General features: G+C 69.6%; 25 protein-coding genes. 19 read left to right on the top strand and 6 right to left on the bottom strand.

Annotation, left to right across the window (positions count from 1 at the left end; translation table 11 throughout):
• Positions 1–4: 4 nt before the first annotated feature.
• The 4 genes from LQ771_RS02790 to LQ771_RS02805 all read left to right on the top strand — a co-directional run bounded on the left by LQ771_RS02790 (position 5) and on the right by LQ771_RS02805 (position 4,330).
• Positions 5–1,933, top strand: a complete 1,929-nt coding sequence (locus tag LQ771_RS02790) for a chemotaxis protein CheA (RefSeq protein WP_231350886.1) — start codon at positions 5–7, stop codon at positions 1,931–1,933.
• A 1-nt stretch (position 1,934) separates the two neighbouring features.
• Positions 1,935–2,675 carry a flagellar motor protein gene (locus LQ771_RS02795; RefSeq protein WP_231350887.1) on the top strand — a complete coding sequence of 247 codons (741 nt, stop codon included), beginning with the start codon at positions 1,935–1,937 and terminating at the stop codon, positions 2,673–2,675.
• Between the two features lie 133 nt (positions 2,676–2,808).
• The gene (gene motD, locus LQ771_RS02800; RefSeq protein ID WP_231350888.1) at positions 2,809–3,837 is read left to right on the top strand and encodes a flagellar motor protein MotD; all 1,029 of its coding nucleotides are present in this window, start codon (positions 2,809–2,811) and stop codon (positions 3,835–3,837) included.
• Between the two features lie 31 nt (positions 3,838–3,868).
• On the top strand, positions 3,869–4,330 hold the full coding sequence (locus tag LQ771_RS02805) for a chemotaxis protein CheW (protein ID WP_231350889.1): 462 nt from the start codon (positions 3,869–3,871) through the stop codon (positions 4,328–4,330).
• Between the two features lie 175 nt (positions 4,331–4,505).
• On the opposite strand, the gene LQ771_RS02810 is transcribed toward LQ771_RS02805, so the two are convergent.
• From LQ771_RS02810 to fliK, 5 genes are all read right to left on the bottom strand, one after another.
• The gene (locus LQ771_RS02810) at positions 4,506–5,135 is read right to left on the bottom strand and encodes a DsrE family protein (RefSeq protein WP_231350890.1); all 630 of its coding nucleotides are present in this window, start codon (positions 5,133–5,135) and stop codon (positions 4,506–4,508) included.
• Between the two features lie 137 nt (positions 5,136–5,272).
• Positions 5,273–6,184, bottom strand: coding sequence for a c-type cytochrome (locus LQ771_RS02815; protein WP_231350891.1), 912 nt, complete (start codon positions 6,182–6,184; stop codon positions 5,273–5,275).
• The gene (locus LQ771_RS02820; protein WP_231350892.1) at positions 6,181–6,855 is read right to left on the bottom strand and encodes a c-type cytochrome; all 675 of its coding nucleotides are present in this window, start codon (positions 6,853–6,855) and stop codon (positions 6,181–6,183) included. Before LQ771_RS02820 ends, LQ771_RS02815 begins: the two co-directional genes overlap by 4 nt.
• Before the next feature lie 437 nt (positions 6,856–7,292).
• Positions 7,293–7,580: a flagellar biosynthesis protein gene (locus LQ771_RS02825; protein ID WP_231350893.1), complete on the bottom strand. Its 288-nt coding sequence runs from the start codon at positions 7,578–7,580 to the stop codon at positions 7,293–7,295.
• The gene (gene fliK / locus LQ771_RS02830) at positions 7,577–8,737 is read right to left on the bottom strand and encodes a flagellar hook-length control protein FliK (RefSeq protein ID WP_231350894.1); all 1,161 of its coding nucleotides are present in this window, start codon (positions 8,735–8,737) and stop codon (positions 7,577–7,579) included. Before fliK ends, LQ771_RS02825 begins: the two co-directional genes overlap by 4 nt.
• Positions 8,738–9,017: 280 nt before the next feature.
• Between fliK and LQ771_RS02835 the strand changes: the two genes are divergently transcribed.
• From LQ771_RS02835 to LQ771_RS02895, 13 genes are all read left to right on the top strand, one after another.
• On the top strand, positions 9,018–9,332 hold the full coding sequence (locus tag LQ771_RS02835; RefSeq protein WP_231350895.1) for an STAS domain-containing protein: 315 nt from the start codon (positions 9,018–9,020) through the stop codon (positions 9,330–9,332).
• An 18-nt stretch (positions 9,333–9,350) separates the two neighbouring features.
• The gene (locus tag LQ771_RS02840) at positions 9,351–9,713 is read left to right on the top strand and encodes a response regulator (protein WP_209616977.1); all 363 of its coding nucleotides are present in this window, start codon (positions 9,351–9,353) and stop codon (positions 9,711–9,713) included.
• Positions 9,714–9,728: 15 nt separating this feature from the next.
• Positions 9,729–11,702: a chemotaxis protein CheA gene (locus LQ771_RS02845; protein WP_231350896.1), complete on the top strand. Its 1,974-nt coding sequence runs from the start codon at positions 9,729–9,731 to the stop codon at positions 11,700–11,702.
• 390 nt (positions 11,703–12,092) lie between these two features.
• Positions 12,093–12,566 carry a chemotaxis protein CheW gene (locus LQ771_RS02850; protein ID WP_231350897.1) on the top strand — a complete coding sequence of 158 codons (474 nt, stop codon included), beginning with the start codon at positions 12,093–12,095 and terminating at the stop codon, positions 12,564–12,566.
• A gap of 208 nt (positions 12,567–12,774) precedes the next feature.
• A complete protein-coding gene (locus tag LQ771_RS02855; RefSeq protein ID WP_231350898.1) occupies positions 12,775–14,463 on the top strand; it encodes a methyl-accepting chemotaxis protein in 1,689 nt (562 codons plus the stop codon).
• A 44-nt stretch (positions 14,464–14,507) separates the two neighbouring features.
• Positions 14,508–15,524, top strand: a complete 1,017-nt coding sequence (locus LQ771_RS02860) for a hypothetical protein (protein WP_231350899.1) — start codon at positions 14,508–14,510, stop codon at positions 15,522–15,524.
• A 291-nt stretch (positions 15,525–15,815) separates the two neighbouring features.
• Positions 15,816–16,319 carry a chemotaxis protein CheW gene (locus tag LQ771_RS02865; RefSeq protein WP_231350900.1) on the top strand — a complete coding sequence of 168 codons (504 nt, stop codon included), beginning with the start codon at positions 15,816–15,818 and terminating at the stop codon, positions 16,317–16,319.
• 12 nt (positions 16,320–16,331) lie between these two features.
• A complete protein-coding gene (locus tag LQ771_RS02870) occupies positions 16,332–18,053 on the top strand; it encodes a methyl-accepting chemotaxis protein (RefSeq protein WP_231350901.1) in 1,722 nt (573 codons plus the stop codon).
• A gap of 3 nt (positions 18,054–18,056) precedes the next feature.
• Entirely contained in the window at positions 18,057–18,932 is an 876-nt protein-coding gene (locus LQ771_RS02875; RefSeq protein WP_231350902.1) for a CheR family methyltransferase, read from the top strand.
• Positions 18,929–19,579, top strand: a complete 651-nt coding sequence (gene cheD, locus LQ771_RS02880; RefSeq protein WP_231350903.1) for a chemoreceptor glutamine deamidase CheD — start codon at positions 18,929–18,931, stop codon at positions 19,577–19,579. Before LQ771_RS02875 ends, cheD begins: the two co-directional genes overlap by 4 nt.
• 139 nt (positions 19,580–19,718) lie before the next feature.
• The gene (locus tag LQ771_RS02885) at positions 19,719–20,819 is read left to right on the top strand and encodes a protein-glutamate methylesterase/protein-glutamine glutaminase (RefSeq protein ID WP_231350904.1); all 1,101 of its coding nucleotides are present in this window, start codon (positions 19,719–19,721) and stop codon (positions 20,817–20,819) included.
• Positions 20,820–20,835: 16 nt separating this feature from the next.
• A complete protein-coding gene (locus LQ771_RS02890; protein ID WP_231350905.1) occupies positions 20,836–22,017 on the top strand; it encodes a methyl-accepting chemotaxis protein in 1,182 nt (393 codons plus the stop codon).
• A gap of 142 nt (positions 22,018–22,159) precedes the next feature.
• Positions 22,160–22,465 carry an STAS domain-containing protein gene (locus tag LQ771_RS02895; protein ID WP_231350906.1) on the top strand — a complete coding sequence of 102 codons (306 nt, stop codon included), beginning with the start codon at positions 22,160–22,162 and terminating at the stop codon, positions 22,463–22,465.
• 89 nt (positions 22,466–22,554) lie between these two features.
• Here the strand turns inward: LQ771_RS02895 and LQ771_RS02900 are convergent, their stop codons facing one another.
• A complete protein-coding gene (locus tag LQ771_RS02900; protein ID WP_231350907.1) occupies positions 22,555–22,881 on the bottom strand; it encodes a hypothetical protein in 327 nt (108 codons plus the stop codon).
• A 110-nt stretch (positions 22,882–22,991) separates the two neighbouring features.
• On the opposite strand from LQ771_RS02900, the gene LQ771_RS02905 reads away from it, so the two are divergent.
• Complete coding sequence (locus LQ771_RS02905) at positions 22,992–23,576, top strand: RNA polymerase sigma factor (protein WP_231350908.1); 585 nt, start codon at positions 22,992–22,994, stop codon at positions 23,574–23,576.
• Complete coding sequence (locus tag LQ771_RS02910; RefSeq protein WP_231350909.1) at positions 23,573–24,016, top strand: hypothetical protein; 444 nt, start codon at positions 23,573–23,575, stop codon at positions 24,014–24,016. The genes LQ771_RS02905 and LQ771_RS02910 overlap by 4 nt, the downstream gene beginning before the upstream one ends.
• Positions 24,017–24,082: the final 66 nt, after the last annotated feature.

Genomic DNA, 24,082 nt, shown 5'->3' on the forward strand with positions numbered 1-24,082 from the left:
GAGCATGGACCCCTCACTCGACGCCGAACTGCGCGACGACTTCCTGGTCGAGGCCGGGGAGCTGGTCGAGCGCCTGTCGGAACAACTGGTCGAGCTGGAAGCCAGTCCGCGCGACGCCGAACTGCTCAACGCGGTGTTCCGCGCGTTCCACACGGTCAAGGGTGGCGCCGGCTTCCTCGCCGTCGAGCCGATGGTGCAGCTTTGCCACCATGCCGAGGATCTGCTCAACGTCGCCCGCAACGGCGCGCTGGTGCTGGACTCGGCCAGGATGGACGCGCTGCTCGAAGCGCTCGACCTGCTCAACGCGATGATGGATGCGCTGCGTGGCGGCGCGTCCATGGCGATGCCGCCGCCGGCGCTGCTCAAGCGGCTTATGCCGGGTGCGGCGGCACCCGCACCGGCGCCGCCGCCGGTCGCCGCGCCCGTGGCGCCGCCGGCGGATGGCAGCATCGACGACAGCGAATTCGAAGCCCTGCTCGACAGCCTGTACGGCACCGCCGCGCCGGGTACCGTGCCACCGGCCGCGCCCGCGCCCGCGACCATCAACGACGACGAGTTCGAAGCGTTGCTGGACAACCTGCACGGAACCGCGGCACCGGGTGCCAGCGCCCCGACACCCGGCAACAGCATCGCCGACGACGAGTTCGAGGCCCTGCTCGACAACCTGCACGGCAAGGGCGGTGCGCCCGGTGCCGTGCCGGCCCCGGCGCCTGCCGCTCCGGCACCCGCACCGGCGCCCGCCCGCGCGGCCGCGCCGGCCGAGACCAGCGTGCGCGTGGACACCGGCCGGCTCGACGCGCTGGTCAATCATGCCGGCGAACTGGTGCTGGTGCGCAACCGTCTGCAGAGCCTGGCGCAGAAGAGCGGCGACGAAACCCTGGCGCAGGCCGCGGCCGAACTCGACCGCGTCGCCGATGAAATGCAGGGCGCGGTGCTGGCCATGCGCATGCAGCCGGTCGGCCGGCTGTTCCAGCGCTTCCCGCGCATCGTGCGCGACCTCGCCCGCCAGCTCGGCAAGGAAGTGGACCTGGTCACCGAAGGCGAGGGCACCGACCTGGACCGCAGCCTGGTCGAGGCGCTGGCCGATCCGCTGATCCACCTGCTGCGCAACGCGCTCGACCACGGCCTGGAGATGCCGGAGGAGCGTCTGAAGGCCGGCAAGTCCCGTCGCGGCACCGTACGCCTGTCCGCCAGCCAGCGTGGCGAGCGCATCGTCATCGCGGTGAGCGACGACGGCCACGGCATGAATCCCGAGGTGCTCAAGCGCAAGGCGGTCGAGAAGGGCGTCATCGACGAGGCCCAGGCCGCGCGCCTGACCGAGAACGAATGCTACGAACTGATCTTCCGCCCGGGGTTTTCCACCGCCGCGCAGATCTCCGACATCTCGGGCCGCGGCGTCGGCATGGACGTGGTCAAGACGCGCGTGGCCGAACTGGGTGGCACCCTCGCGGTGCGCTCGAAGCTCGGCCATGGCAGCGAGCTGGAGCTGACCGTGCCGCTGACCCTGGCGATCCTGCGCGTGCTGATGGTGCGCGTGGGCACGCGCCTGTTCGCACTGCCGCTGTCCAACGTGGAGGAGGTGTTCGAACTGGCCGCCGGCCAGGACCGCATGCTCGATGGTCGCCTGGTCGCCAACCACCGCGGCCGCGCGCTGCCGCTGGGCGACCTGGCCGGCTGGGCCGGCGTGCTCGGCGCCGCGCCGCGCCACGTGGTGGTGCTGCACGTCGGCCACCAGCGCATGGGTTGCCTGGTACACGAGGTGCTGGGCCGCGAGGACGTGATGGCCAAGCCGCTGGGGCCGCTGTTCGAGGGCGTGCCCGGCATTGCCGGCGCCACCGTCACCGGCGACGGCGCTCTGGCGCTGGTGCTGGATCTTTCCGGCCTGGCCGACGATGGCGGGCAGTTGCTGCCGTCGCTGAGGGCGGCGGGCTGACATGGACCCGATAAGCCTCGTCGGTACGATCCTGGCCTTCCTGGTCATCATCGTGGGCACCATCCTCAAGGGCTCCACGATCGGCGCGCTGGTCAACCCGGCGGCGTTCGTGATCGTGTTTGCCGGCACCGCGGCCGCGCTGATGGTGCAGACGCCCGGCAGCGTGCTCAGGCGGGCGCTGGGCATGCTGCCGATGGTCTACCGGCCGCCGGTGTTCCAGCCCTCCGACCTGATCGAGCGGATCATCGGCTGGAGCGAGATCTCGCGCCGCCAGGGCCTGCTCGGCCTGGAAGCCAAGATCGACGAGGAAAGCGATGGCTTCGTGCGCAAGGGGCTGCAGATGCTGGTCGACGGCGGCGAGCCGGAAGCGATCCGCGGCGTGCTCGAGGTCGAGATGGAGGCGCGCGAGCACAACGAACTGGTAGCCGCCAAGGTGTTCGAGAACGCCGGCATCTACTCGCCCACGATGGGCATCATCGGGGCGGTGATGGGCCTGATGGCCGTGATGCAGAACCTCGCCGATCCCAGCAAGCTTGGCCATGGCATCGCCGCGGCCTTCGTCGCCACCATCTACGGCGTGGCGCTGGCCAACCTGCTGATGCTGCCGATGTCCGCGCGGCTCAAGAGCCTGGTACGCAAGCAGACGCAGATGCGCGAGATCCTCGTCGAGGGGCTGGTGTCGATCGCCGAAGGGGACAACCCTCGACAGATCGAAGCCAAGCTGCAGGGGTATCTGTCGTGAGCCCCGAACGCGCAGGAAGCCCTGTAGGAGCGCACCCTGTGCGCGACCGCCCGTTTCACGTGCGGATGGGTCGCGCACAGGGTGCGCTCCTACAAGGGGGCGTGCGGCCGGGCGTGCAACACGGGACCCGCCCATGAAACGCAAGCACCACGAGGACCACGTCAATCACGAGGCCTGGGCGATTCCCTATGCCGACCTGATGACGCTGCTGCTCGCCTTCTTCGTGGTGATGTACGCGGTCTCGGTGGTCAACGAGGGCAAGTACCGCGTGATGTCCGAGTCGATCATCGAGGCGTTCAACGGTTCCAGCCACGTGATCGCGCCGATGCCGCCGACGAAGGCCAGGCCGCACAACGTCGACCCGGCGATAGCCGCGCCGCAGAGCCAGCCCGGCGCCGCCGTCGCGCCGGTGGCGGTACCGATCCCGCTGCGCCCGGCCCCGCGGCGCATGGTCGCCGAACGCTCGGCGCACGAGACCATGCGCGACGTGCAGGCCACGCAGGAGGCGCAACGCCAGGCCAACCTCACCCGCATCCAGCAAGCGGTGGAGAAGGCGCTGCAGCCCCTGATCGACAAACAGCAGGTGGTGGTGCGGCGCACGCCGAACTGGCTCGAGATCGAGATCCGCACCGACATCCTGTTTCCCAGCGGCGTGGCGCAGCTCTCGCACCAGGCCGACGTGGTGCTCAGCAACCTGGGCGGCATCCTCGCGCCGTTCGGCAACCCGCTGCGGATCGAGGGATACACCGACGACAAGCCGATCAACACGGCTGTCTTTCCGTCCAACTGGGAACTCTCTGCCGCCCGCGCCGCCAGCGTGGCGCGGCTGTTCACCGAACACGGCGTGAGTCCCGCGCGGCTCGGCATCATCGGCTGGGGCCAGTTCCGGCCCGCGGCCGACAACGCCACCCTCGAAGGCCGCAACCGCAATCGCCGCGTGCTCGTCGTGGTGCTGAGCGACCACGCGATGCCGACGCGTTACTCCGGCGGCGCCGACCGGGTCGGCCAGCTCGCCGACGCCGCGCCACCCGCCGATGCGGGCCACACACCGCTGCCGCCGGGCGCGGGGCTGGCCGGGGCCGGTGCGACGCAGAACACGTCCAAGGCCGCGGTGCGCGTCGTCGAAGCGCCGCTGATCGTCACGCCCGGGCTCGGCAAATGAGCCGCGCCGCCCACATCACGAAGTCCCGACCATGAATGCTCCGGCCACCGCGAACCCCCGGCACTGGCTCACCTTCCAGCTCGATGGCCAGGCCTATGCCGCACCGCTGACCCAGGTGAGCGAGGTGATCCGTATCGGCGAGGTGACACCGGTGCCCGGTGCCGCCTCCGATCTGCTGGGCATCCGTCACCTGCGTGGGCGCGTGGTGCCGGTATTGGACGGCCGTCGCCGGCTTGGCCTGCCGCCACGGGACGGCGACACCGACGGCGTGCGCGTGGTGATGCTCAACCATGCCGGCCAGGCGGTCGGTCTTCGCGTGGATGGGGTGGGTGAGCTGCTGCTGCCCGGTGACGACGCGATCGCCCCGCCACCGCCCGGTCGCGCCGTGCGCGTGGACGATCCGGTCATCGGCGTGCTGCCGTGGAAGGGCGGTTTCGTCGCGCTGCTGGACGTACGTCGACTCTGCCGGCTGCCGGAGGCGGACGCGGCCTGAGTGGCGCTTGCCGCGAGACTTCCCCGAACGCCCTCCCCTGCGCGCAGGGGAGGGTTGGGGCGGGGTAATTTTACTTGCCGATCAAAGCCAACCCCCTCCCAGCCTCCCCTTGCAAGCAGGGGGAGGAGCTATCCGCTGCGCGCGCAGATTCCCGGGGACCCAGGCCACCGTCGGGTCAATCCGGCTCCTTCGGTACCTCGCCATAGCCGGCTGCCTGCAGCTCCTCGCGCTTGGTCAATGCCGACAGCGCCAACGTCACCCCCGGGCGGATGTTGGCGGCGACGAAGTTCTGGTGCCCCAGCGCCTGCCCGCACACGACCATGTCGACGTTGGCCTTGCGCAGCTTCCGGATCAGCTCGGCGTTCGGGTTGGGGTGGCCGAACTTCTTCAGATAGGCCGCGTCCGACAGCGCGAGATCGACTCCGCGCCCGTAGAAGAGCACGACCAGGTGCACCTTCTCGTTGGGCACGCCCGCCAGCGCATACAGGTTGAGCAGCTTCGCCGCGGTGTGCAGGCGCCGGTTGATCTCGCCGCGGGTGGGCTCGTCGCTGTCGACGTCGATGTAGAGGCGGTGCTCGGCCACGGTCGAGGGCATCAGCGCATTCGGACCCACCGGCAGCACGCCCCCCGCGCCATGGATGCGCGGGTAGGCCAGCCGCGGGTCGGGTTGCGGGCGCGAGAAAGTGAAGGCAACGGCCGCGGCGCAGGCGACCAGCAGCAGCGCGATGCCACTCCAGGCCAGTGCTCGGCGGATCGGCGAAGGGGCGAGATCTTCGGACATGGTGGTCGCTTTGCTGTAGGACATCCCTGGTGGCTCTCCTCCGGCCGGGTCACCCCGGCTCGCATGCGCTGATCAGTTTAGAAAGGCCGCGTGAAATGGCGGGCAAAAGCAGGGCCCGCGGCCTGGATCTGTGATGCCGGGCACATCGACGCGACAGGTACTCATCGGGCCGGTTCCGATCCGAGCAGGCTGCCGTTGATGCGCTGGCCGTACAGCGACATCGGCGTGTCGTGGAAGGCCTTGCGCGTGGCCGCCAGGTCGCCGTTGTAGCGCGGATCCTGCGGGCGTTCGTGGGCATCCATGAACATCGCCACGTCCCACGCCTCCTGGTCGCTCAGGCTGCCGCCGCGGCTGAGCGGCATGTTGGCCTTGATGAAAGCGGACGCCTTGTCCAGCTCGTGCATGCCGGCGCCCCAGTTGAACGAATCCGGTCCCCACAGCGGCGGGAACACGTAGTCGCCGGCAACCTTCCGGCCCCGGCCATCCGCGCCGTGGCAGAGCGCGCAGTCGCGTTCGAACACCGCCTGGCCGCGCGCGTAGTCGGGCTTCTCCGCCGGCGGCCGGACCTTCGGGTAACCGGCACCCTCGAGTTTCATGCCGTGCGGCGCGCCTTGCGCCATCCACGACGAATAGGTTTCCAGCGCGAGGATCACCTTGTCGTCCAGCGGCGGCGCCTTGCCGTTCATGCTATACATGAAACAGCCCTGCAGGCGTTCGCCGTAGCCGTTCACGTGGCGGTTCTTCTTGCGGTACTGGGGATACATGCCGTACGCGGCCCACAGCGGCGCCGAGTCGGCCAGCCGACCCGCATCCAGATGACAATTGACGCACGCCAGCCCGTTGCCGACGTAGGCCGGCGCGGCCTTGCGCGTGTGCACGAAGATCTCGCGACCCAGCCGGACCATGTCGCCGTAAGGGCCTTCCGGAATGGCCGATTCGGGCGGCGGGGCGAAGGCGGGCGCCTTGGCAACCGGCGCGTGGGCCTCGGCGGCCTGTGCGTCCAGCGGCGTGTGGTCCGTGCAGGCGCCCAGGGCGAGCGTGGCGAGCAGCAGGAGGGAAAGCCGCGCGCTCATCGTGCGCTCCCGGCCGGCAGCGGTTGCGCGGCGAACCACTGTGCTACGGCCGCGATGTCCTGCGCGTCGAGCTTGCCGCTCAGGTGTTGCATCAGCTGCAACGGATCGTTGCGCCGCTTTCCCTGCTGCCACGCCTGCAGCTGCGCCTCGATGTACGCCGCCGGCTGTCCGGCCAGCGGCGGGAAATGCGAGCCCACGCCCACGCCGCCCGGTCCGTGGCATTGCTCGCACGCCGGCACCTGTTGCGACCAGCGCCCGCGCGTGGCGAGCATGGCGCCCAGCCCGTTCGCTGGCTTCTGCGGCGAGGGCGCAATCGCCGGCACCGGCAATTCGGAGTAGTACGCCGCGACCGCCTGCCGCTCATCGGCGGATAGTGCCCGTGCGATCGGCTGCATGATGGCATTGGCGCGCGTGCCGTTGGCATAGTCGGCCAACTGCCGGGCCAGATAGGCGGCATCCAGCCCGGCCAGCCGCGGAAAGCCCGCGGCCGCCTGGCCCTCACCGTTGGCCCCGTGGCAGGACTGGCAGGGTGGTGCACCGTGCCCGTTGCCCCGGGTGACCAGCGCTTGCGCAGACGTGGCATGCACCACCCACGGGGATACCCCTGCAAACAGCGCGCTTCCCAGCACGCGCGCGATCGAGCGAAAGCGCACTCGCAGACTTGCGGACATCCGAATCCTCACCCCCGGCAGACAGGCCCCTGCTGCCCCGACAGTTCAAGGAATAGCGAGCTCGGCGTGCATAAAACGTCCACGGCCTCGTGGCGGCGGCGTCTTCGGGGCACGCGCCAGGCCGAGTGGCGCGGACCATGGCTCCACGCCAGCAAACGTCCAGATGGCCCTTTCGAACCGAACGAGCCGCTGCAGCGTGTCGGCCGTGGTGGCCTGGTCGAGAGGCGCAGGAGTGCGATGTCCCGCCCTCGACGGCCTCCGCCCGCGGCCTTCGGGTAGGAGCGCACCTGTGCGCGACCACCATGCCACGCGGCCGCGCGCAGGCGCGCGCCGCAGGGGGTTTCGAACAAGCCGCTGATCGATGTGGCTCGGGCGAGAGGCGGGGTATGCGGTGGCGCCTACTTCCGCTCCCTCGAGCAACCGCTGCCGCTGTCGTCCTACGGAGAATTCCGAACGGCGGCCTGTTCGGGCTCGCCGCTCGCGTCGTACACGCTCGCCAGCACCGCGGCAGCGGCGGCGTAGAGCAGCACCGGCACGTCCTCGCGCAGGCGCAGGGCGGCGAGGACCGCGGCGATCTGCGGGTCGTGGTGCAGCGGGAAGCCGAGCGCGCGGGCGCGGGCCAGCAGCAGTTCGAGTGCCTCGGGCGGCAGCGGCGCAGACGTGGTTTCCGGACCAGCCAGGCGCAGGGTGACGCGGCGCTGCGGCGGTGGCAGGGCGGCGCTCACGCGGTGGCCTTCAGCAGCAGCGCGCTGGCATGGCTGCGGCCCTGCGGCAGGCCGGTCTGGCAGCTCAGCTGCTCCAGTTGCAGGCCGCTGGCGGCCAGACGCTGGCGCAGCGGGGTGAACTGGCGTTCCAGCCGCTCGGTGGTGGCATTGCGCTCGGCCCACAGCCGCACGTTCAACCGCAGGTCGCGCAATTGCAGTTCGCCCTGCAGCGGGCCGAGCGAGGGCAGGTCGATGGCGAAACCCAGCGTCCAGGTGCCGGCGCCGGTCGCGGCGTCCTGCGCCTGTTCCAGGTGGAGCTGCAGCACGTCGCGCCCGTCAGGGCCCTGCAGCGGGATGTCGATCATCCAGGCCTGCGCACCGGCCGCATCGAGCTGGGCGATTTCCAGCCGCGCCAGCGCGGCATGCACGTCGCCGCGCAGGCGGCCGAGCAACCGGTTGACGTCCTCGTCCGCGGGCGGCTCGGGCAGTGGCACGGCCAACGGCACGCGCGGCTGCGCCTGCAGGCCGCGCTGGCGCAGCGGCGGCGGGGTGTCGGCGTTGCTGGGCGGCGCATGGGCGGGCACGCGCGGCTGCCGGTCGAGCAGCGCGGCCAGGCGCAGCAGCGTCGCCTTGAAGTCTTCCTCGCCCAGCGACATCGGGTTGCTGCGCGGCCGCGCAAGCTGCGATTCAAGGAACAGGCCGCTGCGTGCGATCGCTTCGCGCAAGCCTTCGGCCCGGCTGATGTCCTGCGGCGTGCGCACACCCTGGTCGAGCAGCGCCAGCGCCGAGCGCACCTCAGGCGGCAGCTGCCGCAGCACCGGGCGCTGTGCCAGCGCGCCGAGCGTGGCCAGCAGCGGTGCGTAGCCGTTCTGTTGCGGCAGCCGTTCGCGCAGTGCCTGCTGCACGCGCGGATCGGCGGCCGGGCCGGCCAGGATCTCCAGCAGCGGCGGGTTGCCCGCGGCGAGCACGCGCACCTGGAACTGCGAGGGCAGCGGGATGCCCAGCGGGTCGGCCTCCACCGTGAGCGCGCCGATCTGCAACACCATCCGGCCCTGTTCGCCCATGCCCAGCGGACGCGCGGACAGCACCGTGCCCACGCGCCAGCTTTCCGACGCGGCGCCGGAGGCGGCTCCCGCCCAGGTCATCGCGGCGAGGCTGGTGGTGGGTTGGATGATCACGCGGGTCTCCTGCCTGCCGGCCGGTTTGGACGGTTCCGTGCAGTCGGTACAGGAATCGGCTGGGCGGACGATAACTTGAATGCCCCACTCCGGCTGGAGCAGCGGAATTTCCCCGCCCGCTCACCCTGAGCGTAGCGCAGCGGAGTCGAAGGCCGGATGTTGCTGCCCTGGACGTGGGCCCGCGGCCTGCGCTCGGGACGAATGGGTGGTGAAACCGCTAAAGCCTTGGCGCCTTGCGCCGATAAGCGTCGGGCAGGGGCTCGGTACGCGGGAGGTAAGCATGGGCAGCAAACGAGAATTGAAACAGCCCAGGACGGTCGAGATCGGCTTGCCTGCCGATTGCCGCATGGCGGCGCAGGCCGAGCTGCTGGCCGATCTGCTGGGCGCGCTGGATGCACGAGCGACACGGATCGACGGCAGCGCCGTCGAGCGCGTGGACACCGCCGCGCTGCAGCTGCTCACGCTGTTCCGCCGCGAGGCCCTCTCGCGCGGCCGCGAGGTGAGCTGGCGGGGCGCGAGCAATACGTTGTGCGAGGCGGCGGACACGCTCGGCCTCGTCAAGGCACTGGATCTGCCGGCAGCGGTGCCGGCTTAAAAGAAGAGGTTGATAGACATGGCGAAGATTCTTGCGGTGGACGACTCGGCGTCGATGCGCGGCATGGTGGCCTACACCCTGCGCGGCGCGGGCCACGAGGTGACCGAGGCGGAGAACGGCCAGCTGGCGCTGGACGCGGCCGCCGCTGGCGGCTTCGACCTGGTGCTGGCCGACGTCAACATGCCGGTCATGGACGGCATCAGCATGGTGCGCGAGCTGCGCACGCGCCCGGCCTACAAGGGCGTGCCGATTCTCATGCTGACCACCGAGTCGCACACGGACAAGAAGATGGAAGGCAAGGCTGCCGGCGCCACCGGCTGGCTGGTCAAGCCGTTCGATCCGGACCAGTTGCTGGCCACGGTCAAGCGCGTGCTCGGCTGAGCGCGGAGAACCACCATGAGCAACGCGGGCCTGGCGCAGTTCCAACAAGTGTTCATCGAGGAGAGCCTGGAAGGGCTCGACACGATGGAATCCTCGCTGCTCGCGCTGGACGAGGGTGGCGACGGGGAACTGGTGCATACCATTTTCCGCGCGGCGCACTCGATCAAGGGCGGCGCGGCCACCTTCGGCTTCCCCGAGATGGCCTCGTTCACCCACGAGGCGGAGTCGCTGCTGGACGAGGTGCGTGGCGGCAAGCGGGCGATCGACAAGCCGATCGTCGAGTTGATGTTGCGCTCGGTCGACTGCCTGCGTGGCATGTTCGACCGCGCCAGGGCCGGCGAGCCGCTCAACGATGCCGTCTCCGACGGCGTGCGCGGCGAGCTGGCGGCGATGATGGGTCGCGAGGCACCCGTGCAGGCGGGCCCGGCCCGACGCGCCGGCGATCAGGCCGGGGCCTGGATGATCCAGTTCAGGCCGCACGCCGGCATGCTCGCCGGCGGCAACGATCCGCTGCGGCTGATCCGCGAACTTGCGGGGCTGGGCGAACTGCTGGTCGAGGCCGACCTCTCGCGGCTGCCGGCGCTGGACAAGCTGGACCCTTCCCAGTGCCACCTGGGCTGGACCATCGAGCTCAATGCGCCGGTCAAGCGCGAGGACATCGCCGCGGTGTTCGACTGGGTCGAGGACGAATGCGACCTTTCCATCGAACCCAGGCCGACCGCCGTCGTGACACCCGCGCACGCACCCGCACCCGCCCCGGCGAACATCGCCGACGCGGCCGCTGCGCGCGGCACGCGCGAGCAGAGCGCCGAGTCCAGTTCGGTGCGCGTGGCGATCGACAAGATCGACAGCATGATCAACCTGGTCGGCGAGCTGGTGATCACCCAGGCCATGCTCGACACCTTCCGCGAGGAATTCGACCCGGCCCGGCTGCCCTTGCTGCAGCAGGGCCTGACCCAGCTCGCCCGCCATGCGCGCGAGCTGCAGGAAAGCGTGATGGGCATCCGCATGCTGCCCATCGCCTCGGTGTTCAACCGCTTTCCGCGCCTGGTGCGCGATCTCAGCCAGAAGCTCGGCAAGCAGGTGAAGCTGGACCTGCATGGCGAGCAGACCGAGCTGGACAAGACGGTGCTGGAAAAGATCGGCGACCCGATGGTGCACCTGGTGCGCAACGCGATCGACCACGGACTGGAAGTCCCGGACAAGCGCCGCGCCGCCGGCAAGAACGAGGTCGGTACGCTCAAGCTCGATGCGTTCCACCGCGGCGGCAACATCGTGGTGGAAGTGTCCGACGATGGCGCGGGCCTCAACCGCGAGGCGATCGTGCGCAAGGCGGTCGAGCGCGGGCTGATCAGGAGCGGCGAAGGCCTGAGCGACGAGGCGGTCGGCGACCTGATCTTCCAGCCGGGCTTCTCCACCGCCGAAGTCACCACCGATCTCTCCGGACGTGGCGTGGGCATGGACGTGGTCCGCCGCAACGTATCCGACCTGGGCGGCAGCGTGGTCGTGCGCAGCACGCCGGGACAGGGCAGCGTGTTCACCATCACCCTGCCGCTCACCCTGGCGATCATTGACGGCCTCACTGCCGCGGTGGGCGAAGAGCGCTACATCGTGCCGCTGATCTCGATCGTCGAATCGGTGCAGCTCAAGCCCGACGCGCTCAAGACCGTGGCCGGCGGCGGCGAGCTGTTCCGCTTCCGCGGCGAGTACCTGCCGGTGCTGCGTTTGCACGAGCTGTTCGGCTGCGACGGCGCCAAGCGCACGATCGAGGACGGGCTGCTGATCGTGGTCGAGGGCGATGGCTCCCGCGTGGGCCTGTTCGTCGATGGACTGGTCGGCCAGCAGCAGGCCGTGGTCAAGTCGCTGGAAGCGAACTACCGCCGCGTGCAGGGCGTCTCCGGCGCGACCATCCTGGCCGATGGCTCGGTCGCGCTGATCGTCGACATCGCCGGGCTGGTGCGCCTGCATGGACGGCGCAAGGCGGCGTAAGGCCGCCGCCGCCGAAAGACAGGACTTCGACAGCGGGCGCCGGCTTCCGGACGTCCTCTCGCTCGTGCGCGGGGCGTCGGACAGCAGGGCAGCCGGGTATACGGCACCGGGACCGACACGATGCCCCGGCATTTTCTCTACCCCGCGGCGACCGGATCCGCGGTAGCCGACAGCGCCGGCGTGGTCTGGTCGAGGAGGCGGACCAAGTCGATGCGCTGCGCCGGCAGGCGCGCGACATGGGCTCGGCCTCGCTGCGGCCCGCGCCGGCGGTGGGAAGCTGGTCGAACTCCTGATCTGCGCTTTCGGGGCCGCTCAAGTTGGCGGGCCCCTGGCCGATCCACATTGCACGGGGACGCCGCCAGGCGATTCCGACTTCGAGAGACGAAATCCATGTCTGACAACACCGGGAGCGAGGCGCTCCAGTCGCAATACCTGACCATCAATCTTGCGCAGGAAGAGTACGGCATCGACATCCTGTCCGTGCGCGAGATCCGGGGTCTGACTTCGGTCACGCGCATCCCGCAGTCCCCGCCGTACCTGCTGGGCGTGCTGAACCTGCGCGGTGCAATCGTGCCGGTGCTGGACCTGCGCCTGCGCTTCGGCGTGACGCGCGAGGAGTACACCTCCACCACGGTCACGGTGATCGTGGCGGTGGACGGTCGCAATTTCGGCATCGTGGTCGATGCGGTGTCCGACGTGCTCGATGCGGCGGACTCGGAAGTGCGGCCGGTGCCCGACATGGGTACGACGGTGGATACCGAATATCTCAAGGGCCTGATCGGCGTGGGCGAGCGCATGGTGCTGCTGCTCGACGTGGATCGCCTGCTGCGGTTGCACGACAGGCAGTTGGAGGCCGCTGCCTGAGCTGGCCTGCGCCTGCCGTGAGGCCGGGCGCTTCCGTTTCTCCCGCATGCCTGCCGGCTATGGATGCCGCGGCGTCGAAAGTCCCCCTGGTTGACCGTATTGCCAGCGTCCGAGCCGTTACCAGGCTGGCCGCCGCGGGTGGCCAGGAACAGCAACGCAGCACAACGCGCCGCCGGTGCGCCGGCGGTCGACATCAACGAGGTACGGTATGCAGTTCCCGAAACATGGGTGGTTGGCCCGTCTCAGCCTGAATGCGCGGGTGGCCCTGGTCGTGGTGGTGGTGGTGGCGGGCCTGGTCGGCCTGACCGTAATGGGTGCGTTCGAGGACCGCGCGCAGCAGATGCGCAGCCTGGAAACCCTGCTGCAGAGCGAGATCGAGTCCGCCGTTTCCGTTGCCGACCAATGGCACGAGCGCGCCACCAAGGGCGAGCTGAGCGACGAGGAGGCCAAGCGCAAGGCGCTGGAGCAGATCCTCGCCATGCGCTGGGACGGTGGCACCGGCTACATCTTCGCCTTCGATACCGACCTGGTGATGCGCATGCATCCGCTCAAGCCCGGACTGGTCGGCAAGAGCCTCGCCGACGAGACCGACTTCAAGGGCATGCCCCATTACCGGATGATGCGCGATGCCAACCTCAAGGAAGGCCACGACCTCATCCGCTACACCCAGAAAATGCCCGACGGCAGCGGCAAGGACAAGATCACCTACACGCAGCTGTTCAAGCCGTGGAACCTCAACTTCGCGGCCGGCGCCTACTTCGAGGACATCGACGCCAACTTCCGCCACGCATTGATGGTCGACCTGGGCAAGGCCGGCGTGGTCGGCCTGCTGGTGATCCTGATCGTGTGGCTGTCGATGCGCAGCATCCGCAAGAGCATCGGCGGCGAGCCGGCGTTCGCGGTGGCCATGGCCGCGCGCATCGCCGAGGGCAACCTGTGCGTACAGCCGGGCGAGCCCCCGGTTGCCGCGGGCAGCCTGCTCGAGGCGCTGGTGAGCATGCGCACCCGGCTGGTGACGATCGTCGGCGAAGTGCAGGGCAGCTCGCAGGCGGTGAGCATCGCGGCGCAGCAGATCGCGCGCGGCAACGACGACCTGTCCCAGCGCACGCAGGAGCAGGCCTCCAGCCTGGAGGAAACCGCCTCCTCGATGGAGGAGATGACCGCCACCGTCAAGCAGAGCGCGGACAACGCCGGCCAGGCCAGCCAGCTGGCCAACGGCGCGCGCGTGCAGGCCGAGCGCGGCGGCGAAGTGGCTTCCCGCGCCAGCGCTGCCATGCGCGAGATCGAGCAGGCCAGCCGCCAGATCACCGAGATTGTGCAGCTGATCGACGAGATCGCCTTCCAGACCAACCTGCTCTCGCTCAACGCGGCCGTGGAAGCGGCGCGTGCCGGCGAACAGGGGCGCGGCTTCGCGGTCGTCGCCAGCGAGGTGCGCAGCCTGGCCCAGCGCAGCGCCAACGCCGCCCGCGAGATCAAGTCGCTGATCGGCGACAGCGTGGAGAAGGTACGGGTGGGTTCCACGCTGGTGGCCGAGTCCGGGCAGGCGCTGTCGGGGATCATCGAGAGCGTCAAGAAGGTGACCGACGTGGTGGCCGAGATCGCCGCGGCCAGCCAGGAGCAGTCGGCCGGCATCGACCAGGTCAACCACGCGGTCACGCAGATGGACGAGGCCACCCAGCAGAATGCCGCGCTGGTCGAGGAGGCCTCGGCCGCCGCCCGCGCGATGCAGGAGCAGGCCGATGCCATGAAGCGCCAGATGACGTTCTTCCGCGTCGACGCCGCGGTCGCCGCGGTGGCGCCGGTGCGCCCGGCCGAGACCAGGCCGCTGCCCCGTCGCGCCGTCACGCGCCCTGAGCGAGCGGTCGCCGCCGTGGCCGGTGCGTGGTCGGAGTTCTGATTTCCTTTCGGCGCCGCCCGTGCGGCGCCCTTTACGAGTACAACATGAAACCTGTATCCAAGGCGGCCGTGCGCGTAGCGCTCGGCCTGGCGCTGGCCGCGCCGATGGCGCACGCCGGCGAGTTCAGCTTCGGCGGCAAGATCTACGCCGACGCCAGTCGGCTCCGGCAGCACGACCGCGTCACCGGCGCCCGCAGCAGCGACACCGATGCGGACCTGAAGCGGATGTACCTGGACGCCGACTACGCGTTCGATACGGTCTGGTCGGTTCATGCGACCGCCGACGTCAACTGGCTGCGCGGCGAGCGCGATCCGGACCTGTGGCTCAAGCATGCGTACCTGCAACGCAAGTTCGGCCAGTCCGCCCAGTTGCGGCTGGGCGTGGACGACATGCCGTGGATCACACTCGGCAGCCAATGGTATGGCTATCGCTATATCGACGCCCTGTCGACCTCGATGCAGAAGATCGACGACGCCGCGGACTGGGGCGTGCACCTCAAGGGCGTGCTCGCGCCCGCACTCGACTATGCGGTGTCGGTGGTCACCGGCGCCGGGTACAAGCGCCCCTCGCACGGCCGCCGTGCCGACGTGGAAGCGTTGCTGGCCTACCATCCCGGCGCGCACACGGTGCTCGCGCTGGGCGGCTACGACGGCCAGCAGGGCGAAGACGCCGACCTGCAGCCGCTGTACCACACCGCGCGGCGGGTCGACCTGCTGGCCGCCTACGCGGACGACACCTGGCGGCTGGGCACGCGTGTCGCCTACGCCAGCAACTGGAGCGGTACCCACAAGGCTCCCAGCGAACGCGGCCTCAGCTGGTCGACCTGGGGCAGCGTGCGGGTCGCCCGGCAATGGAGCCTGTTCGCCCGCTACGACCGCATGCAGCCGCGCCGCCTGAGGGATCCCGCCCAGCGCACCTGGTACGCCAACGCCGGCGTCGAATGGCAACCGGCCAAGCGCGTGCGCCTGGCGCTGGTCGCCAAGCGCAACGCGGTGGAGCGGCATGGCCGCGAGTTGCGCAACAGCGACGAACTGGGCGTCTGGAGCGAGATCTCCTTCTGACGCGCGCCGGCACCGAAGGCCGCTTCCTCCCGGAAGAGGCCGTAAAGCCGATGAAGTCCCTCGCGCGAGCAGCGGACGCCCGCGCCATGAAGCCCTCTCCCCAGGGGAGAGGGGGCAAAGGCGGTGACGTCTCGTGCGGGTGGCGCGCGCGCGATCCAGCCGCGAGCGATCCGTGACGTGCGGCGCGCTTCCGACCAAGGCGAACAGGAACGCGCCTCAAGTTCGGCGCCGGTTCGCCGAAAAAGCCTTGGAAGACGGAGACCCGCAGGCCTCCATCAAGGTATCCGCACGATGTACGCAAGCAACTCGAATGCACCTTCGGTGCAGCAACTCACCTTCAGCCTGGCGGACGAGGAGTACGGCCTGGACATTCTCGCCGTGCGCGAGATCCGCGGCTGGACACCGGTCACCCGCATTCCGCAGGCGCCCCACTACGTGCTCGGCGTGCTCGATCTGCGCGGCACGATCGTGCCGGTGCTCGATCTGCGCCTGCGCTTCGGACTGGCCCGCAACGAGAACGCGGCGACCACCGTCACGGTGATCGTGACGGTGGCAGGACGTCCGTTCGGCGTGGTCGTCGATGCCGTCTCGGACGTGGTCGACATCCAGGCCGGCCAGATCAGCCCGGTGCCGGACATGGGTACCACGGTGGACACCGAGTACCTGCGGGGGCTGACCCCGGTCCAGGGCCGGATGGTGCTGTTGCTGGACGTGGAAAAGCTGCTGCATCCCGAGGATGCCCGAATGCTGGAAGCCGCCTTGCCCGCGGCCGATGAAATTGAAGCCGTGGCCTGACAGGAACCGCCGATGAGACTGCCGAAGATCAAGTTCAAGATTCCCTCCCTCACCGTGCGTGGCCGGCTGCGCCTGGTGATGGGCATGCTGATGCTGATGCTGCTGGGCGGTGCCGTCATCGGCATCGGCTCCATGCAGCTGCAGAACGAGGGCATGCGCGCGATGTACGAGGACGAGCTGGTGCCGGCGCAGACCGTCTCGCGCATGCGCGCCGACTCGCTGATGCAGTTCATCGTGCTGGGCGAGGCGGCCAAGCTGGTCAAGCAGGCGCCGCAGCTCAAGCAGAAGATGGACGAGTACGCCGAGCTCCAGGCGAAGTTCCTGAGCCAGAAGAAGGAATTCGACGCCGCGCCCAAGAGCGAGGCCGTGGCCGCGCAGTACAAGAAGTACCTGGCCGACGAGGACGACTACCTCACCGGCCTGAAGGACATGACCGATGCGCTGAACCAGCATGACGAGGCGGCCGGCGACGTGCTCGACATGGAGGTGCGTCCGCTGATGATGATGCGCCTGGAAGTGCTGGACAAACTCGTCTCCATGCAACGCGACGAAGCGCTCGCCGCCTATCAGGCGCAGGTCTCGCGCTTCAAGCTGATCCGCGCGATCAGCATCGGTGCGCTGACCGCCGGCCTGTTGCTGGCGATGTGGATGGCGCTGTCGCTCAGTCGCTCGATCATCGGTACGCTGACCTACGCCGGCCGCGTCGCCCGCGAGATTGCCCAGGGCAGGCTCGGCCATGCGATCGAGGTCAGGCGCGACGACGAGCTGGGCCAGCTGCTGGAGGCCTTCCGCAGCATGGACGAGCGGCTCACCGCGATCGTCGGCGAGGTGCGCCAGGGCTCCGGCGCGGTGAGCACCGCCGCGCAGCAGATCGCCCGCGGCAACGACGACCTCTCCCAGCGTACGCAGGAACAGGCCTCGAGCCTGGAGGAAACCGCTTCCTCGATGGAGGAGATGACCTCCACCGTCAAGCAGAACGCCGAGAACGCCAGCCACGCCAACCAGCTGGCCCGCGGCGCCCGCGAGCAGGCCGAGCGCGGTGGCGAGGTGGCCTCGCAGGCGGTGGTCGCGATGAAGGAGATCAACGCCTCCAGCCGCAAGATTTCCGACATCGTCAGCCTGATCGACGAGATCGCCTTCCAGACCAACCTGCTCTCGCTCAACGCGGCCGTGGAAGCGGCGCGTGCCGGCGAGCAGGGCCGCGGCTTCGCGGTGGTCGCCACCGAGGTGCGCAACCTGGCGCAGCGCTCGGCCGGCGCGGCCAAGGAGATCAAGGCGCTGATCAACGACAGCGCGGAGAAGGTCAGGACCGGTTCGGAGCTGGTCGACCAGTCCGGCAAGGCGCTGGCCGAGATCGTCGACAGCGTCAAGAAGGTGACCGACATCGTGGCCGAGATCGCCGCGGCCAGCCAGGAACAGTCGGCCGGCATCGACCAGGTCAACAACGCCGTTTCGCAGATGGACGAGATGACCCAGCAGAACGCCGCACTGGTGGAAGAAGCCGCCGCGGCCGCCCGCGCCATGCAGGAGCAGGCCGGCGAGCTGTCGCGCCAGGTGGCGTTCTTCCATATCGAGGGCGACGCCGCGCCGACGCCGGCGAAGCCGCAGGCCTCCTCCGTGGTGGCCGAGGCCGAGGCGGTGTTCGCCGCCGTGCGCAACGCGCCGGTGCGCACCACGCGTGCGGCCGAGCCGGTCGCCGTGGCCGCCGATGCGGGCGTCTGGAAGGAGTTCTGAGCGATGAGCGCGGTCGCCAGCCACGACAACATGATGGCCGGTGTCGCCGGCCCCATGCTCGGCGATGGCGAGTTCCAGTTCCTGCGCGCGTTCGTGTATGAGCACTGCGGCATCGCGCTCAGCGAGCAGAAACGCCAGCTGGTGCAGGGGCGCCTGGTGCGCCGCCTGCGCGCGCTGGGCATGAAGGGCTTCGACGCCTACTGCCAGCTCCTGCGCACCGATCCGGACAGCGAACTGGGCGAGCTGGCCAGCGCGATCAGCACCAACGTCACCTCGTTCTTCCGCGAGGTGCACCACTTCGAGGCGCTGGCCGGGGAGATGCTGCCCCGCTGGCTGGAACAGAAGCGCCGCGAGGGCGACCGCCTGCGCATCTGGTCGGCCGGTTGCTCCAGCGGCGAAGAACCCTATTCGCTGGCGATGGTGCTGGCCGAGGCGCTGGAACGCAGCGGCCGCAACGTCGACGCGAAGATCCTGGCCACCGACCTTTCGCCCGCGGCGCTGGCCGCGGCGCAGAAGGGCGTCTATCCGGTCGAACGGATGGACGGCATCGACCCCGAGCGGCGCCGGCGCTGGTTCCTGCGCGGCGAGGGCGAGTACGCCGGGCTGGCCTGCGTGCATCCGAAGCTGCGCGAGCTGGTCACCATCGCGCCGCTCAACCTGCTGCACGAGTGGCCCATGCAGGGCCCGTTCGACGCGATCTTCTGCCGCAACGTGGTGATCTACTTCGACCAGCCGACCAAGCAGAAGCTGTTCCGCCGGTTCGCGCGGCTGCTGCCCGCGGGCGGCCCGCTGTTCCTGGGCCACTCCGAGTCAATGCACGGTCTCTCCGACGAGTTCGAACTGATCGGCCGCACCATCTATCGGAAGAAGACCGCATGACCCAGCTTGCCGCGAGCCTGCCTTTCGGCCAGGCCATCGCACCCGCGTTGCCCGGCTTCGAGCATCTGCGCAGGTTCTGGGACCCGACCCAGCAGTGCGTCACCGCCAAGGTGCTGCCGGGCCAGTTCTACGTGAGTGCGCAGGAGGAGATGATCTCCACCGTGCTGGGCTCGTGCATCGCCGCCTGCATCCGCGACCGCCGTCGCCGCGTGGGCGGCATGAACCATTTCATGCTGCCCGAGCCGGTGGGTGGGCGTGACAGCTGGTCGGCCGCGATTGGCCGCGCCGCGCGCTACGGCTCCGATGCCATGGAGCAGCTGATCAACGCGATCCTCAAGGCCGGCGGGCACCGCGAGGACCTGGAAGTGAAGGTGTTCGGCGGCGGTCGCGTGCTGGCGCAGATGACCGACGTGGGCCGGCGCAACATCGAGTTCGTCCAGCGTTACCTGGCGATGGAAAGGCTCGACGTCGCCGCCTCGGACCTGGGCGACGTGTATCCGCGCCAGATCCAGTACTTCCCGTCCAGCGGCAAGGTGCGCGTGCGCCAGTTGCGCGGCACCCGCGACGCGCAGCTGGTGGACGGCGAGCGCGTTTACCTCAAGCGTTTGGCAAACGATCCGATAAAGGGAGAGGTGGAGCTCTTCTGATCCAGTGGCGCTCGGCCGTGGGGGCGCGGGATCCGCCGTTCCGACGGTCCCGCCACCTGCGGCGCAGGCGGATCAACGCCCTCACGACCCGGCGCCACGGCTCCATCCCACTCACAGGCAAGCTTCGAGACATAACGGCATGGACAAGGTGCGAGTTCTGGTAGTCGACGATTCCGCACTGGTGCGCAAGCTCCTGTCGAGCATGCTTGCCTCCGATCCGCAGATCGAAGTGGTGGGCACTGCCGCCGATCCGCTGATCGCGCGCGAGAAGATCAAGCAGCTGAATCCGGACGTGCTCACGCTCGACGTCGAGATGCCGCGCATGGACGGGCTGACCTTCCTGGAAAACCTGATGCGCCTGCGTCCAATGCCGGTGGTGATGGTGTCATCGCTGACCGAGCAGGGCGCCGACGTCACCCTGCGTGCGCTGGAGCTGGGCGCGGTGGACTTCTTCACCAAGCCTTCCAGCGACCTGGCCAGTACCTTCGCCGACAGCGCGCAGGACATCTGCACCAAGGTGAAGACCGCCGCGCGGGCCAGGCCCCGCGCGCGCACCGTCGTGCGCAAGCTGGACGTGACGCCGCGGTTGTCGGCCGATGCCGTGCTGCCGCTGTCGCAGTCGGCTGGTACGCGCGGCGGCAGCCCGATCATCGCGATCGGCGCGTCGACCGGCGGCACCGAGGCGATCCGCGCGGTGCTCGAGGTGATGCCGCCGGACGCACCGCCGGTCGTCATCACCCAGCACATCCCTGCCGCCTTCAGCGGCCCCTTCGCCGCGCGCATGGACCACTGCTCGGCGATGCGCGTCAGCGAGGCGCGCGATGGCCAGCCGATCCAGCAGGGCCACGCCTACATCGCGCCGGGCGCGCAGCACCTGCTGGTGATGTGGGACGGTGCCAAGTACGTCTGCCGGCTGCACGACGGCCCCCCGGTGAACCGCCACAAGCCCAGCGTCGACGTGCTGTTCCGCTCGATGGCCGCGAGCGTGGGCAAGGCGGCCGTCGCCGCGCTGCTCACCGGCATGGGCGACGACGGCGCGCGCGGGCTGCTGGAGCTGTCCCAGGCCGGGGCCGCCACGCTGGTGCAGGACGAGGACAGCTCGGTGGTGTGGGGCATGCCCGGCGCCGCCTGGAAGCTGGGCGCCGCCCGCGAAGCGCTCCCGCTGGACCAGATTGCCGCGCGCCTGCTCAAGCTGGCGCGCCAACCCCTCGACAGCGCCGCCCGCGCCGCCGCCCTCTGATCACGGAAGAAATTCCATGCATGCCATCCTCTCCTTCTTCCACACCCGCCACCTGGTCGGCTTCTCGGCCAGCGCCGTGGCCTTGCTGGTCAGCCTGGTGTGGCACCCGGCCTGGCTGGCGCCGCTGCTGGTGATCGCGCTGGCCGCCGCCTGGATCGTCGATACGCGCCGCAGCGCGTCGGCCGTCGCGATGGTGGCGCCGGACGCGCACGATCCCACGCCGGTGCGCGAAGCGCTGGAAGACGTGCGCAGCGCGCTGGTCGACGAACTCGGCCACGCCACCCGCGAGCTGCACCAGGGCCTGGACCTGCTGCGCGACGCCGTGCAGGAACTGGGCGGCGGCTTCGACGGCCTGTCGCAGAAGACCGGCCTGCAGCAGTCGCTGCTCAAGCAGATCATCGACGTGCAGAACGGCGGCGTCTCGGTGCAGGACTTCGCCGCGCGCACCAGCGACCTGCTGGAGCATTTCGTCGGCATGATCGTGCAGATGTCGCGCGAGAGCCTGCGCATCGTCTACCGCATCGACGGCATGGCGAAGGAAATGGACGCGGTGTTCGGGCTGCTCAAGAACGTCAACACCATCGCCGAGGAGACCAACCTGCTGGCGTTGAACGCCTCGATCGAGGCGGCGCGTGCGGGCGAGGCCGGCCGTGGCTTCGCGGTGGTGGCGGGCGAGATCCGCAACCTGGCGAGCAACTCCAACCAGTTCAACGAGCAGATCGGCAGCCACGTCGAGCGCGCCCGCGCCGCGATGGAACAACTGCGGGGACTGGTCGGCACCATGGCCTCGCAGGACCTCAACGTCGCGCTGTCGGCCAAGGGCGGCATCGACGCGATGATGGCGCACGTCACCGAGTCCGATGCGCGTACCAACGCGGTCGCGGACCAGGTGGTGGAGATCAACCGCGGCCTGGGCTCGGACGTGTCGACCACGATCCGTTCGCTGCAGTTCGAGGACATCCTCAGCCAGCTGCTTCAGCAGACCCGTTCGCGCCTGGTCGAACTGCAGGAAATCACCGCCGACTGCACCCGCGACATCGAGGAACTGGCCTGCAGCAAGATCGACGCCGAGGCGCTGGAAGCCCGCGCCCAGCGCGTGCGCTCCCGGCTGGCGGTGCAGCGCGAGAAGGCCCGCCTGCGCTCGCGCGGACCGGCGCTGCAGAGTTCCATGGACGCCGGCGAGATCGAACTGTTTTGAACCGTAGACCGGAAAAGTGGCCTCTGCGCCTTTCCGGTTCGCTCGAGTCCGGTACACGCCCGGACTCGGCTCCGCCTGCCGGACCCGCGTCCGACGGGCGCGCGATCCATCCGTGGATCGTGTTTTGCCTCCGGAGTAACCGATGAACATCAATGTCCACCACGACAGCGACACCGACTGCCTGACCCTGCACCTGGGCGAGCACTTCGACTTCAGCATGCACCGCGACTTCCACGACGCCTGCCTGGCGTCGAACGTCAAGGCGCGCTGCTACGTGATCGACCTGGGCGAAGTCACCCGCATGGACAGTTCCGCGCTGGGCATGTTGCTGCTGCTGCGCGAGCACGCCGGCGCCGACCGCGCCGAGATCCGCATCGTCAACGCGCGCGACGAATTGCGCGGCACGTTGCGCGTGGCCGGCTTCGACAAACTGTTCGTGCTGCACTGAGCCCAGCTCCCTCGCCGCTCCGGGGAGGCGGCCGGGGCTCGGACGCTTCTGGCTCCCTCTCCCCGGAGGGGCGAGGGAGCAGAGCAGGCTCAGCCCAGCTTCCTGGCGATCGCGTAGAAGACCAGGTTACCCAGCCCGGTCGCGCCAGCGAGCACGGCGACCATGCCGGGATTGAGGTCCTGCCAGCCGAACGCCTGGATCAGCCCGAAGCCGGTCGCCAGCGCCACCAGCACGATGCCCCAGTGCAGCGAGGCGTGCCGGCGGCGCAGTTCGTCGCCCTGCAGCACCGAGCGCACCAGTTCCTCCGAACCGCCCACCGTGACCATCTGCCGGCGCACCCGCGCGTCGACGACTGCCTTGATGGCATAGGTGATGCAGACGAACAGCGTGATGGGGATGAGGATGTCGAAATTCATGGCGCGGGCTCCGGCGTGAAGGGATTCGGCACAAGAGAGACGCCGGACGCCGCGGCGGTTGCAGCCCGGCACTTGCAACCGTTCGGCCCTCGCGCGTATCCCAGCTGGCGATGGATGCGCGAACCCCGACCCACCCGGACCGCGAACTGGTCGATGCCGTGCTGCGCGGCGCGCCCGGCGCGTTCGAGCGCCTGGTGCGCACCTACCAGGGCCTGTGCTGGCACATCATCTACCGCATGGTGCGCCACCCCGACGATGCGCAGGAGCTGTGCCAGGAGACCTTCCTGCGCGTGCATCAGTGCCTGCACCAGTACCGCTACGAGAGCGCACTGAAGTCCTGGATCGGCCAGATCGCCTATTCGATCGCGCTGCGCCACCTGCAGCGCAAGCGCATCCCGCTGTTCGAGCCGGCCGCGGACGAGGAGGCCGGCTCGCCACTGGAGAACCTGGGCGGGGACTTCGACCTGGAGCAGGCCTTTGGCGACGCGCAGGCCGCACGCCGCCTGCACGCGGCCATCGACACGTTGCCGCCGGTGCAGCGGGCGGTGCTCACGCTCTATCACCTGGAGGAGGCCACCATTCCGGAGATCGCCACGATCACCGGCCTGGCCTCCGGCACCATCAAGAGCCACCTGTTCCGTGCGCGCCTGCGCCTTCGTGGCGTGCTGGAAGGTCCGCTGGGAGTTGCCGTATGAACCACGATGCCCGTTTGTCTCCCCTGGAAGAGCGCGAATGGTCACTGCAGGAGCGGGCGCTGGCCGACCAGCGCGCGGGTCGCGCCCCACGGGCGGGCGACGCGTCGTCGGACACCTACCGGCGCATGGCGGAACTGCTTGCGCAGCCGCCGGACGAACAACTGCCCGCCGACTTCGCCCGCCGCGTGGCGCGGCGGGCGGCAACCGCCGCGCCGCCGCTCGATGGCCGCCTGGAACGAGACCTGTTCGCGCTGCTCGTCGCCGTCATGGTCGTGGCCGGGCTGGCTGTCTTCGCCATTTACGGCGCCCGATGGTTGCCCGTGCTCGATCAGGGCGCAGTCGGCGCGTGGCTGGCCAGGCCCTGGGTCTGGGCGCTCGCGGCCTGCCTGGGATTGTCCCGCCTGTCGCGGCACTGGCTTGGCCATGACCAGCCCGCCTGACCACGCGCAACGCGCGCGCCCCGCCGACTAGCCCACAGGTCATGCACACCCGCTTGCCGGTTCGGG

Origin of the sequence: Frateuria soli, from assembly GCF_021117385.1 — a bacterium.
Lineage (GTDB): Bacteria > Pseudomonadota > Gammaproteobacteria > Xanthomonadales > Rhodanobacteraceae > Frateuria_A > Frateuria_A soli.